This is a genomic window from Nocardia sp. No.11 (assembly GCF_038752175.1).
Lineage (GTDB): Bacteria > Actinomycetota > Actinomycetes > Mycobacteriales > Mycobacteriaceae > Nocardia > Nocardia canadensis.
The window spans coordinates 1-12,665 of sequence record NZ_JBCGFB010000152.1 but is presented as its reverse complement, the minus strand read 5'-3'; the positions used below and the strand labels follow the sequence as shown (position 1 = coordinate 12,665).

Annotated in this window: 15 protein-coding genes; 9 read left to right on the top strand and 6 right to left on the bottom strand. The window is 68.5% G+C overall.

What is annotated here, in order from left to right:
- Nucleotides 1–333: 333 nt before the first annotated feature.
- From V8688_RS28505 to V8688_RS28490, 4 genes are all read right to left on the bottom strand, one after another.
- Complete coding sequence (locus V8688_RS28505; RefSeq protein WP_316575902.1) at nt 334–1,713, bottom strand: phosphomannomutase/phosphoglucomutase; 1,380 nt, start codon at nt 1,711–1,713, stop codon at nt 334–336.
- A gap of 148 nt (nt 1,714–1,861) precedes the next feature.
- Nucleotides 1,862–2,245 carry a DUF3499 domain-containing protein gene (locus tag V8688_RS28500; RefSeq protein ID WP_218718622.1) on the bottom strand — a complete coding sequence of 128 codons (384 nt, stop codon included), beginning with the start codon at nt 2,243–2,245 and terminating at the stop codon, nt 1,862–1,864.
- A 75-nt stretch (nt 2,246–2,320) separates the two neighbouring features.
- Complete coding sequence (locus V8688_RS28495; protein WP_218718623.1) at nt 2,321–2,803, bottom strand: metallopeptidase family protein; 483 nt, start codon at nt 2,801–2,803, stop codon at nt 2,321–2,323.
- A gap of 146 nt (nt 2,804–2,949) precedes the next feature.
- Nucleotides 2,950–3,183, bottom strand: a complete 234-nt coding sequence (locus V8688_RS28490; RefSeq protein WP_133733920.1) for a WhiB family transcriptional regulator — start codon at nt 3,181–3,183, stop codon at nt 2,950–2,952.
- A 500-nt stretch (nt 3,184–3,683) separates the two neighbouring features.
- Between V8688_RS28490 and cofD the strand changes: the two genes are divergently transcribed.
- From cofD to ahcY, 9 genes are all read left to right on the top strand, one after another.
- Complete coding sequence (cofD, locus tag V8688_RS28485) at nt 3,684–4,670, top strand: 2-phospho-L-lactate transferase (RefSeq protein WP_342802091.1); 987 nt, start codon at nt 3,684–3,686, stop codon at nt 4,668–4,670.
- A gap of 71 nt (nt 4,671–4,741) precedes the next feature.
- Nucleotides 4,742–6,088, top strand: a complete 1,347-nt coding sequence (locus V8688_RS28480; RefSeq protein WP_342802090.1) for a coenzyme F420-0:L-glutamate ligase — start codon at nt 4,742–4,744, stop codon at nt 6,086–6,088.
- Complete coding sequence (locus V8688_RS28475) at nt 6,085–6,609, top strand: NUDIX domain-containing protein (RefSeq protein WP_218718625.1); 525 nt, start codon at nt 6,085–6,087, stop codon at nt 6,607–6,609. The genes V8688_RS28480 and V8688_RS28475 overlap by 4 nt, the downstream gene beginning before the upstream one ends.
- Nucleotides 6,610–6,805: 196 nt before the next feature.
- A complete protein-coding gene (locus V8688_RS28470) occupies nt 6,806–8,041 on the top strand; it encodes an alkane 1-monooxygenase (protein WP_218718626.1) in 1,236 nt (411 codons plus the stop codon).
- Nucleotides 8,038–8,211 carry a rubredoxin gene (locus V8688_RS28465; protein ID WP_218718627.1) on the top strand — a complete coding sequence of 58 codons (174 nt, stop codon included), beginning with the start codon at nt 8,038–8,040 and terminating at the stop codon, nt 8,209–8,211. Before V8688_RS28470 ends, V8688_RS28465 begins: the two co-directional genes overlap by 4 nt.
- Nucleotides 8,208–8,390 (top strand): rubredoxin, encoded by a 183-nt coding sequence (locus V8688_RS28460; RefSeq protein WP_189026616.1) that lies wholly within the window; start codon nt 8,208–8,210, stop codon nt 8,388–8,390. Before V8688_RS28465 ends, V8688_RS28460 begins: the two co-directional genes overlap by 4 nt.
- Nucleotides 8,387–9,055 (top strand): TetR family transcriptional regulator, encoded by a 669-nt coding sequence (locus tag V8688_RS28455; RefSeq protein WP_308248482.1) that lies wholly within the window; start codon nt 8,387–8,389, stop codon nt 9,053–9,055. The genes V8688_RS28460 and V8688_RS28455 overlap by 4 nt, the downstream gene beginning before the upstream one ends.
- A gap of 185 nt (nt 9,056–9,240) precedes the next feature.
- Nucleotides 9,241–10,335: an alkane 1-monooxygenase gene (locus tag V8688_RS28450; protein WP_316575898.1), complete on the top strand. Its 1,095-nt coding sequence runs from the start codon at nt 9,241–9,243 to the stop codon at nt 10,333–10,335.
- A gap of 80 nt (nt 10,336–10,415) precedes the next feature.
- On the top strand, nt 10,416–11,906 hold the full coding sequence (gene ahcY / locus V8688_RS28445; protein WP_342802089.1) for an adenosylhomocysteinase: 1,491 nt from the start codon (nt 10,416–10,418) through the stop codon (nt 11,904–11,906).
- 141 nt (nt 11,907–12,047) lie between these two features.
- Here the strand turns inward: ahcY and V8688_RS28440 are convergent, their stop codons facing one another.
- Nucleotides 12,048–12,215, bottom strand: coding sequence for a hypothetical protein (locus tag V8688_RS28440; RefSeq protein WP_342802088.1), 168 nt, complete (start codon nt 12,213–12,215; stop codon nt 12,048–12,050).
- A 44-nt stretch (nt 12,216–12,259) separates the two neighbouring features.
- The gene (locus V8688_RS28435; RefSeq protein WP_218718631.1) at nt 12,260–12,454 is read right to left on the bottom strand and encodes a hypothetical protein; all 195 of its coding nucleotides are present in this window, start codon (nt 12,452–12,454) and stop codon (nt 12,260–12,262) included.
- Nucleotides 12,455–12,665 lie beyond the last annotated feature (211 nt).

Here is a 12,665-nt window from a genome sequence, read left to right as displayed (position 1 = left end):
GCGCGCACCTGCGCGCCGCCCGAAGCCGCCGAACGCAAGGCGCCACCGGTGTCGGCCGCCTCCAGCGACGCGGCATCGTCGAGGTCGAATACGGGTGTGCCAGCGATCATCGCCGATCCCACCTCCCCTCATCGCGCTGTGTCGTCTGCCGGCGAGCCGTCGGCGAATACCAGGTCTGTGATTCCACTATTCCAGTCAGCACCGGTACTGGTTTCATTTTCCCAGTCAGGCGCGAACGATGCTCGGGATCTCGGTGTCGAACAGAGCCGTTTGCCTCGTCCGACGCCGTGCTCCCGACGTCTGATTCCACCGGTACTGGTTCCATTTTCCCAGTCAGGCGCGAACGATGCTCAGGATCTCGGTCACGAGTGCGTTTACTTCGGCCTGCGATCCGGCTTCGACGTTGAGTCGTAGCAGCGGTTCGGTATTGGAGGCGCGCAGATTGAACCAGGCGTGCTCGCCCAGGTCGACGGTCACGCCGTCGAGGCGGTCCACCGAGACGGTCCGATCGGCGAACGCGGCGAGCACCGCGGCGGTGCGCTCGGCGGCGTCGGCCACGGTCGAGTTGATCTCGCCGGAGGCCGCGTAGACGTCGTAGGCGGCCATCAGCTCCGAGACCGGACGCTGACCCTCGCCCAGCGCGGCCAGCACGTGCAGCGCGGCCAGCATGCCCGAATCGGCGCCCCAGAAATCGCGGAAGTAGTAGTGCGCGGAGTGCTCGCCGCCGAAGACCGCGCCCTCCGAGGCCATCTCCTGCTTGATGAACGAGTGCCCCACGCGGGTGCGCACCGGCTTGCCACCCAGCTCCTCGACCAGTTCGGGCACCGCCCGCGAGGTGATCAGGTTGTGGATGATCGTCGCGCCCGGCTCCTTGGCGAGCTCGCGCTGGGCGACCAGCGCGGTGATCGCGGACGGGGAGACCGGCTCGCCGCGCTCGTCGACGACGAAGCAGCGGTCGGCGTCGCCGTCGAAGGCCAGGCCGATGTCGGCGCCGCTGCGGCGCACCAGCTCCTGCAGGTCGACCAGGTTCTTCGGGTCCAGCGGGTTGGCCTCGTGGTTGGGGAACGAGCCGTCGAGTTCGAAGTACAGCGGCACGATGGTGACCGGGCCGAGTGTGCCGAGCACGGCGGGCACGGTGTGGCCGCCCATGCCGTTGCCCGCGTCGACCGCGATGGTCAGCGGGCGGATGTCGTCGAGGTTCACCAGCTCGCGCAGGAAGCTCGCGTAGTCGGCGAGCAGATCGGTGGTGGTGGCGGTGCCGGCCGCGCCGTCGAAGGCGGGGACCCCGGCGATGATCTCGGCCGAGATGGTGGCCAGCCCGGTGTCCTGGCCGACCGGCAGCGCGTTCGCGCGGCACAGCTTGATGCCGTTGTAGCGGGCCGGATTGTGGCTGGCGGTGAACATGGCGCCGGGGCAGCTCAGCTTGCCCGAGGCGAAGTAGAGCTGGTCGGTCGAGGCCAGGCCGATGTGCACCACATCGAGGCCCTGGGCCCGCACGCCCTCGGCGAAGGCCGCCGACAGCTCGGGGGAGGACTCGCGCATGTCGTGGCCGATCACGACCCGGGTCGCGCCCTCGGCGCGCATCAGCCGGGCGAAGGACGCGCCCACATCCCTGACGAATCCCGCATCGATCTGTTCGCCCACCACCCCGCGGACGTCATAAGCCTTGATCACGGCGTTCACGAGTTCGCCAGAGCGCGCGACAGTCGTCATGAGTCTCACCCTATCCGCCTCTCCGCGACTGAGGCCGTACAGGTCCGGTAGCGCGACGGTTCGCGACAGGTCCTGCGTGATGACGGACGGACTGGGACGTGGTCGGTGAGTTGTCCGGATCCTCGAGCGATGAGTGGGTTGCCGAGGCCTACGGATCGGGCAGGACGCGCAGGTGGCCGCGGCGGCCGGTGCGGGTGGTCCGCGACGGCGGGGGCGCGCTGTCCCGGTAGCCGGGCTGGTCGGCGTCGGCGGGGCGACGGCGCAGGCCCGCTTCGCGCACGGCCTCGGCCAGCGCGGTCAGATCGTCGTCGTCGGGTGTGCTCGAGGAGAATCCGCCTTCGTGGCGGACCAGCTCCCAGCCCTTGGGCGCGGTGATGCGGCAGGCGTGGGTTTCGCACAGATCCCAGGAATGCGGTTCGGCGACGGTGGCCAGCGGTCCGACGACGGCGGTCGAGTCGGAGTACACATACGTCAGCGTCGCTACAGCCGGGTTCTTGCAGCCGGGTCGGCAGCAACGACGCATGGGGATCACGACGTCGAGATTAGCCCTCCGGCCCGCAAAAGTGGATACGGACACGCGGTGATACGTCCCGTTGTCGGCGGGTCGTTATTCGGGCTCGGGATCGATCAGGTCCGGGTCGACACCGAGATAGGTCGCGATCTGCTGGACGAGGACCTCGCGCAGCAGTTCCACGAGATCGTCGGGATCGGCGGCGCGCAGTTCCAGCGGCTTGCGGAACAGCACCACCCTGGCGCGGGTGGCCGCGCCGTGCCGGTCGACGCCCGCGGGGATCAGCCGCGACAGCGGGACCGGTCCGTCGGCCACCACCTCGTCCGGCCAGGTGACCGAATCAGGGTGCAGCGGACGGATTTTCGGTACGTCGTCGACGGCGATGTCGAGTTTGGTGAGGCGATCGTGCCAGCGGGTGTCCAGCGGGGCGAAGGCCTCGAGCACCAGCCGGTCGAATTTCTGGCCCCTCGTGCGCCACGCGGGAACGGTGGGCGGGAGCATGGGGCCACGGACACCGCGGCCGCGGCGGGTGACCGAGCGTGCGGTGGGCGCCGGGGTGTGACGGCGGGAACGTGCCATGGGAGTCGTCCACCTTTCTCGCGTGCACCGGGTCGTGCCCGTCGAGCCTGGGGACGGCGCGACTACTGGGCGTGCGCCCGAAGCACCGACGTACTGCGCCTGCGTGCTCCGGGCTGGAGCCTCAGAGTCTACTTTCGAACATTCTCTTAACCGATTCCGCGCTTCAGCCTGCGACGCTCTCGTTCCGAGAGACCGCCCCAGATACCGAAACGCTCGTCGTGCGCCAGTGCGTATTCCAGGCACTGATCGCGTACTTCACAGCCCAGGCAGATGCGCTTGGCCTCACGGGTCGAGCCGCCCTTCTCGGGGAAGAACGCCTCGGGGTCGGTCTGAGCGCACAGCGCGCGCTCCTGCCACTGCTCTTCGATGGACTCGAACATTTCGTCGAAGCCCGTGACGACCAGACTCAGCCGGGGAGCCGCGACTTCGCTTACCACGTCCGGTTCCGGCCAGCTCGTGTCGGCGCAGACAGCGTGAGCTGCGCCTGCTGTGGAATCGGTCGGCGAGACCATGTTTTCGGTCATCGTTCCGCCTCCTCACTATGTGTTAGCGCAGAATGATTCTTTCCGCCGGGCCAACACGAACCCCGGCGGCCGAACACCGCGACGTAGTCTCGCGGGCTTCCCCGAACCTGTCTTCCGGCGAGCCAACACCCTCTCGCAAACGCCCCCGCGCTATGCCTTCTCGCGGTGACCGGAATGACATGTCTGTGATTAGACACGCCGCACTCGCCGGTGGTCAACCCGCCGTCACCCTTCCGTTACACTCCGCACCCGCCTTTCGTTTTGATCTTGTTATGTGCTGTGGCAAATGACCAGCAACTTTGCTGGAATTCGCCGCGAAATCAATCGGCAACCGCCACCGCATAGGCTGTGACCCTGTGACTGCACAACACGCGGTGCGCGAGCCCAAGATCGCCGTTCTGGTCGGCGGCGTCGGCGGTGCACGGTTCCTGCAAGGCGTCAGGCAGCTGCTGCCCGACGCCGACATCTCCGCCATCGTCAACGTCGGCGACGACGTCTGGATGCACGGGCTTCGCATCTGTCCCGACCTCGACACCTGCATGTACACCCTCGGTGGCGGCATCGACACCGAGCGCGGGTGGGGCCACGCGAACGAGACCTGGCACGCGAAAGAGGAGCTGGCCGCCTACAACGCCCAGCCCGATTGGTTCGGCCTGGGCGATCGTGACATCGCCACCCACCTCATCCGCACCGAGATGCTGCGCGCCGGATATCCGCTGTCCGCGGTCACCGAAGCGCTGTGCAATCGGTGGCAGCCGGGCGTGCGCCTGATCCCGGCAACCGACGATCGCTGTGAAACCCACGTCGTCGTCAGCGATCCCGACAACGCCGGCGAACGTCGCGCGATCCACTTCCAGGAATGGTGGGTGCGGTACCGCGCGGCGCTCCCGACTCATTCCTTTGCCTCGATCGGCGCCGAACAAGCCTCCCCGGCCCCCGATGTGACCGAAATCATAGCTTCCGCCGACGCCGTGTTGCTGGCCCCGTCGAACCCCGTCGTGAGCATCGGCGCGATCCTCGCCGTGCCCGGTATCCGGGGCGCGTTGCGCACCACCGCGGCCAAGGTCATCGGCCTCTCGCCGGTGATCGACGGAAAGCCGTTGCGCGGCATGGCCGATGAGTGCCTGACGGTGATCGGCGTGGAATCCACCGCCGAGGCGATCGGGCGGCACTACGGCGCCCGCTCGGCCACCGGCATCCTCGACGGCTGGCTGGTGCACTCCACCGACACCGCCGAGGTCCCCGGCGTCGAGGTCCGCAGCGTGCCGCTGCTGATGACCGACCCCGAGGCCACGGCCGAAATGGCCCGCGCCGCACTGGAACTGGCAGGAGTCCCGGCATGATCGGTCAGCGCCCGGAGGAGGCAGCCCGCGTAACCACGGAGGGCGCCCGAGCGGGCCGTGAGGACGCAGCCGTGAGCGTGCTGCCCGACCACGCGGCCGACGAGCTGCGGATCCTGCCGGTGACCGGCCTGCCGGAGTTCCGGCCCGGCGACGACCTCGCCGAACACCTTGCCGCACAGGCGCCGTGGCTGGCCGATGGCGACGTCGTCGTGGTCACCAGCAAGATCGTCTCCAAGGCCGAGGGCCGTATCGTCGCCGCGCCGACCGATCCCGAGGAGCGCGACACCGCGCGCCGCAAGCTGGTCGACGAGGAGGCGGTGCGGGTGCTCGCCCGCAAGGGCCGCACCCTGATCACCGAGAACCGGCTCGGCATCGTGCAGGCCGCCTCCGGCGTCGACGGCTCGAACGTGGCCGAGGGCGAACTGGTGCTGCTGCCCACCGATCCCGACGGCAGTGCCAAGGCGCTGCGCGCCGCGCTGGCGCAGCGGCTCGGGGTGAACGTGGCCGTGGTCATCACCGACACCATGGGCCGGGCCTGGCGCAACGGCCAGATCGACGCCGCGATCGGCGCGGCCGGGCTGCGCGTGCTGCACGACTACGCGGGCGCCGTCGACGGGCAGGGCAACGAACTGCACGTCACCCAGGTGGCCGTGGCCGACGAACTCGCGGCCGCCGCCGATCTGGTCAAGGGCAAGCTCGGCGGCGTCCCGGTCGCGGTGGTGCGCGGTCTGGCGACCGACGACGACGGGTCGAGCGCGGCGGCACTGCTGCGCGGCGGCGTCGACGACCTGTTCTGGCTCGGCACCGCCGAGGCGATCGAGAAGGGCCGCAAAGAGGCGGTGCCGCTGCGGCGTTCGGTCCGGGCCTTCGCCGACGAGCCGGTCGACCCGGAACGGATCAGGGCCGCCGTCGCGGTCGGGCTCACCGCGCCCGCGCCGCACCACACCCGGCCGGTGCGCTTTGTCTGGCTGCGCAAGCCCAAGCTGCGCGCGCAGCTGCTCGAGGCCATGGCCGAGCGGTGGCGGGCCGACCTCACCGCCGACGGACTCGATTCCGAGCGCGTCGAGCGCCGGGTCGCGCGGGGGCGCATCCTGTTCGACGCCCCCGAGGTGATCATCCCGTTCTGCGTGCCCGACGGCGCGCACGACTATCCCGACGCCCGCCGCCAGGCCGCCGAGCAGACGATGTTCACCGTCGCGGTCGGCGCCGCGGTGCAGGGGCTGCTGGTGGCGCTGGCCGCCGACGGCCTTGGCAGCTGCTGGATCGGGTCGACGATCTTCGCGCCCGAACTCGTCCGCGAGGTGCTCGGCTTGGACGAGGACTGGATGCCGTTGGGCGCCATCGCGATCGGGGTACCGCTCGACGAACCCGCGCCGCGTACGGTCGGCTCGCCGGGCGCGGGCCTGGTCGAACTGTGAGCGCGGAGTCCCTGCACGCCTCGGCCACCGAGTTGCTGACCGACTGGCGGCCCGAGTCCGGCCAGGACCGATCGCTGCGCGAGGCGATGCTGGCGTTCCTGGGTTCGGCGCCGCGTGGGTGCCTGCGCGAGCACGCGCCCGGCCACATCACGGCCTCGGCGATCGTGCTCTCGCACGACCGCAGCGAGATCCTGCTGACGCTGCATCCCCGGGTGGGTCGCTGGATCCAGCTCGGCGGGCACTGCGAGCCCGGTGACGAGACCGTCGCCGACGCCGCGCTGCGCGAGGCGGTGGAGGAGTCGGGCATCGCGGACCTGCGGCTGACGCCGGGACTGTACGGCGCGCAGGCGCACCCGATCACCTGTTCGCTCGGGGTGCCGACGCGGCATCTGGACCTGCTGTTCGAGATCGTCGCCCCGCCGGGCGCGGTGCCGGTCCGCAGTGCCGAATCGACGGATCTGCGGTGGTGGCCGGTGTCCGGGCTACCGGCCGGCGCCGATGTTCTGCTGGTGGGCGTCTAGGGCTCTGAATCAGTCTTTGACCTGCGATGACAGCGATCGTGCCCCAGGTGGGCGCGGTCGCTGTTCCGTTATCCGACTGTTGCAGCTTTACAAATCTGCAAATTTGTCTAGACGCCGGACACATCGGGACCTATCGTCTGTGACAGAGGGTTACGCACATCACAGATGTGAGCTGTGTCGCAGGATGGAGACGACGATGTCGACAGATGCCAACGCGTCCGAACAGCGGGTGGCGCCCCCGCAGTGGCGCGATTCCAAGCGCTATCTCTGGTTGTGGGGCCTGTTCGCCCCGACCGGATTGTTCACGATCGCGATCCCCCTGATCTGGGGCCTCAATCAGCTCGGCTGGCATCGCCTGGCCGAAGTGCCGTTCTGGCTCGGACCGGTGCTGGTGTACATCGTGATCCCGATCGCGGACCTGTTCTTCGGTCCCGACGGCGACAATCCCCCCGACGAGGTGATGGAGTACCTGGAGAACGACAAGTACTACCGGTACCTGACCTACCTGTACCTGCCGTTCCAGTACGCCTCACTGATCTTCGCCTGCTACATCATCACCGCGCCGAACCTGCACTGGCTCGGCTTCCCCGGCGGGGCGAACGTGGTCGACAAGATCGGCATCGCGATCAGCGTCGGCATGATCGGCGGCATCGGCATCAACACCGCGCACGAACTCGGCCACAAGAAGGTCGAGCTGGAGCGCTGGCTCGCGCGCATCGCGCTGGCCCAGTCGTTCTACGGCCACTTCTACATCGAGCACAACCGCGGCCACCACGTCCGCGTCGCGACGCCGGAGGACCCGGCCAGCGCCCGCATCGGCGAGACGTTCTGGGCGTTCTGGCCGCGCACCGTGTGGGGCAGCTTCCGCTCGGCCTGGCACCTGGAGAAGGAACGCCTGCATCGGCTGGGCAAGAGCCCGTGGACGTTGCGCAACGACGTGCTCAACGCCTGGGCGATGTCGGTGGTGCTGTGGCTGGGCCTGATCGCGATCTTCGGCATCGAGGTGCTGCCGTATCTGATCCTGCAAGCCGTCGTCGGCTTCAGCCTGCTCGAGTCGGTGAACTACCTCGAGCACTACGGCCTGGTCCGGCAGAAGACGGCCACCGGGCGCTACGAGCGGCCCGCGCCCGAGCACAGCTGGAACAGCGACCACATCGTCACCAACATCTTCCTGTACCACCTGCAGCGGCACAGCGACCACCACGCCTACCCCACCCGTCGCTATCAGACGCTGCGCAGTTGGGACGGTGCGCCGAACCTGCCCAGCGGCTACGCGAGCATGATCCTGATCGCCTACTTCCCGCCGATCTGGCGCAAGGTCATGGACAAGCGCGTGCTCGCGCACTACTCGGGCGACGTCACCCGCGCCAACATCGAACCCAAGCGTCGCGAGCGGGTGCTCGCCCGGTACGGACAGGAGGGCCAGGCATGAGTGCGTATCGCTGCCCGGTCTGTGATTATGTCTACGACGAAACGAAAGGAGCCCCGCGCGAGGGATTTCCGGCCGGCACGCCCTGGGCGTCGGTTCCCGACGACTGGTGCTGCCCGGACTGCGGGGTGCGGGAGAAGATCGACTTCGAGGCGGTAGGAGTATCGCGGTGACCGAGTACAAGCTCTACCAGTGTGTGCAGTGCGGGTTCGAATACGACGAGGCGCAGGGCTGGCCCGATGACAACATCGCCCCCGGCACCAAGTGGGAGGACATCCCGGACAACTGGACCTGCCCCGACTGCGGCGCGGCCAAGTCCGATTTCTTCATGGTCGAGATCGAACGTTCGTGAGCGTCGCGGGCACGCCGCGCACCGGACCGCGCATCCCGTACCAGGAGGCCGCGCGGGAACTGCTACGCACCTCCGTCCTGGACGGGATGCGCGAACTGCTCACCGAGCGTGATTGGTCCAAGATCACGCTCGGTGATGTCGCGGCGCGCGCCGGGGTCAGCAGGCAGACGCTCTACAACGAGTTCGGGTCGCGCGCGGGTCTGTCCCAGGCCTACGCGCTCCGGCTGGCCGACGAGCTCGTCGACCACGTGCGCGAGGCGCTCGACGACAATGTCGGCGACGCCCGCGCCGCTATCCGGGTCGGCATGACCGGGTTCTTCCTCGCGGCCGCGGCCGACCCGCTGGTGCGCTCGCTGCTGGCCGGGGAGATGAAGCCGGACCTGCTGCGCCTGATCACCCTCGACGCGGGCCCCTTGCTCGAGCACGCCACCGCGCGGCTGGCCGTGGTCTTCCAGCGCAGCTGGGTCGACGCCACCGACGCGGAGGCCGACGTGCTCGCGCACGCCCTGGTGCGGATCGCGCTGAGTTACATCCCCAATCCGCCGGTGCCGGAGCGGGACGCGCCCGCCGAGATGAGCGCGCTGCTGAGTCCGTACGTCGAAGCGATCGTGCAGGTACGCGGCGTCCGGGCCCCGATCGGTGACGGCGATCACGACCGCGCTTGATCGGCTCTGATTCGCCACCATGTAACCGTCACCACGTTTGGCGCCGTGACTCTGTGTAACGCGCCTACGGTCTGTCAGTATTCACATCGGTCGGCGATTAGTTTTTTTACAGCGGAGCGTGCGTGCAAACGGTTGGCAAACCGGGGGGATTTCGTGATCCCAAACGGTATCTATGGGCCTTGGGCTTGATCGCTCCGGCGTCGGCGCTGCTGCCTTCCCAACTCGTGTACCACACCAAGGCGGAAGTGCTCTGGTGGATCGGACCCGTGATCGTGCTCATCGCCATTCCGGTCCTGGACTGGATCGTCGGCGAGGACGGCAACAATCCGCGCGACGAGGACTACGAGGCGCTCTCCGCCGATCGGTACTACCGGTGGTGCACCTATTTGTTCCTGCCGGTTCAGCTGATCGGCCTGGTGATCGCCTGCGCGATGTGGGCGGGCGACGAACTCGACGTCATCGACAAGCTCGGACTGGCCGCCACCGTCGGCTTCGTCAGCGGGATCGGCATCAACGCCGCCCACGAACTGGGCCACCGGGTCGAGAGTGCTGAAAGATTGCTGTCGAAGATCGCGCTCGCCCAGTCCGGGTACGGGCACTTCTTCGTCGAGCACAATCGTGGCCATCACGCCCGGGTCGCCACCCCCGACGATCCGGCCAGTGCCCGGCTGGGGGAGTCGCTGTGGGAGTTCTTGCCGCGCAGCGTGATCGGGGGCTTCCGGTCGGCCATCCAGCTCGAGCGCGCGCGCCTGGCCAGGCAGGGGCGCGGCTGGTGGAGCACCAAGAACAACATCCTGCAGGCGTGGTCGATGAGCGCGGTGCTGTTCGGTTCGCTGCTGCTGGCTTTCGGGCCCGCGATCGCGCCGTGGCTGGTCCTGCAGGCCGTCATCGGCTTCGGGCTGCTGGAAGCCGTCAACTATGTCGAGCACTACGGACTGCTGCGGGCCCGCAAGCCCAACGGCCGCTGGGAGCGCTGCTCCCCGCGCGACAGCTGGAACAGTGATCGCCTGGTCACCAACATCTTCCTGTTCCATCTGCAGCGTCACAGCGACCACCACGCCAACCCCGGCCGCCGCTACCAGACCCTGCGTTCGACCGAGGAGTCGCCGCAGCTGCCCGCCGGCTACGCCACGATGCTGCTGTTGGCGGCCGTCCCGCCGCTGTGGCGTGCGGTGATGGACCCCAAGGTGGCCGCCCACTACGGCGGCGACCTGTCGCTGGCCAATGTCGCCCCGCCCAAGGAGCGGCGTTTGCTGGCCCGATACCGCGCCGCGGCCTGACCGCCGCCCGTCGAGGACCGGGAAACCTGCGAGCCCACACGCGGTAGCCTTGCCTCGGTACTGACTACCAGGAGAGGCTGATGACGACCTCAGAACTTCCCGCGCGCACCGAGCTGACCGCTGACGTTCGCAACGGCATCGATTACAAGGTGGCAGATCTCTCGCTGGCCGAATTCGGCCGCAAGGAGATCCGCCTCGCCGAGCACGAGATGCCCGGCCTGATGGCTCTGCGCCGCGAATACCACGATGTGCAGCCGCTCGCGGGCGCGCGCATCTCCGGATCGCTGCACATGACGGTGCAGACCGCCGTCCTGATCGAAACGCTCGTCGCTCTCGGCGCACAGGTGCGCTGGGCGTCGTGCAACATCTTCTCCACCCAGGACCACGCGGCCGCGGCCATCGTCGTCGGGCCCAACGGCACCGTCGACGAGCCCAAGGGCACCCCGGTCTTCGCCTGGAAGGGCGAGACGCTGGAGGAGTACTGGTGGGCGGCCGAGCAGATGCTCACCTGGCCGGACGAGCCCGCGAACATGATCCTCGACGACGGTGGCGACGCGACCATGCTCGTGCTGCGCGGCGCGCAGTTCGAGAAGTCCGGCGTGGTGCCGCCCGAGGACGCCGACCACTCGGCCGAGTACAAGGTGTTCCTCAACCTGCTGCGCGAGAGCCTCGAGGCCGACAAGACCAAGTGGAGTGTCATCGCCGACTCGGTCAAGGGCGTCACCGAGGAGACCACCACCGGCGTGCTGCGGCTGTACCAGTTCGCCGCCGCGGGTGAGCTGGTGTTCCCGGCGATCAACGTCAACGACTCGGTCACCAAGTCGAAGTTCGACAACAAGTACGGCACCCGCCACTCGCTGATCGACGGCATCAACCGGGGCACCGATGTGCTCATCGGTGGCAAGAAGGTGCTGATCTGCGGTTACGGCGATGTCGGCAAGGGGTGCGCGGAGTCGCTGGCCGGCCAGGGCGCGCGCGTGCAGGTCACCGAGATCGACCCGATCAACGCCCTGCAGGCGCTGATGGACGGCTACGACGTGGTCACCGTGGAGCAGGCGATCGGCAACGCCGACATCGTCATCACCTCGACGGGCAACAAGGACATCATCACCCTCGAGCACATGAAGGCGATGAAGGACCAGGCCATCCTCGGCAACATCGGTCACTTCGACAACGAGATCGATATGGCCGCGCTGGAGCGTTCGGGCGCGACCCGCCTCGAGATCAAGCCGCAGGTCGACCTGTGGACCTTCGACTCGGGCAAGTCGATCATCGTGCTCTCGGAAGGCCGCCTGCTGAACCTGGGCAACGCGACCGGCCACCCGTCGTTCGTGATGTCGAACAGCTTCTCCAACCAGGTCATCGCGCAGATCGAGCTGTGGACCAAGCCGCAGGAGTACGACAACGAGGTCTACCGGCTGCCCAAGCACCTCGACGAGAAGGTCGCGCGGATCCACGTCGAGGCCCTCGGCGGCACGCTGACCAAGCTCACCAAGGATCAGGCCGAGTACATCGGCGTGGACGTGGAAGGCCCGTACAAGCCGGACCACNGGCCCTCGGCGGCACGCTGACCAAGCTCACCAAGGATCAGGCCGAGTACATCGGCGTGGACGTGGAAGGCCCGTACAAGCCGGACCACTACCGCTACTGATACTCACGACAGTGGCCCGTCGACCGACCGGTCGACGGGCCACTGTCGTGTTCCGGGCGGGTCAGCCGACGGGCCCGGTATTGCAGATCGTGGGGACGGCATCGGAGCCGCTGGCGATGTCGGCGCCGACCGTGGTCGGTGCCGGGGATTCGGCTGTCGCGGCGCCGGCGCCGAGCAGGGCGAGGGCGGCCAGCGCGGCGGTCGAGGTGGTCAGTGTGCGAACGAGCATCGAGTGCCCTCGGGGAGGGTGGTCGGGCCGGGCGCCTGGCTTCGTCAGCCGATGATCACGCCGGTGCAGAAGATGTTGTGTTCGCTGCTGATGCCGAGCAGGGCGCACATCACCGAGTTGAAGGCCGCCGAGGAGCCCGCGTCGGGGGTGGCGACCGGGGTCTGGGCGGAGGCGGTTCCGCAGGCGAGGGCGGCGGTGAGAGCCAGCGTGGCGGCGGTGAGGCGGAAGATCTTGTGCATGGCGGAATCCTCGCCGGGGGAGTCGGCACGGACCAGACCGCAGTTCTGGTGGCAGGCCCGTGCCGTACCCGGTCAGACCAGCAGCAGGCAGATCGGCAGCGGGATGACCGCTTCCAGCAGCGCGCAGGCGGCGAGTTCGGCCGCCGAGCCCGCGGCGGCGGAACCGGCTTCGGCCGAGCCGCTGAGCAGGGCGGCCGAGCCGCTGCGCGCG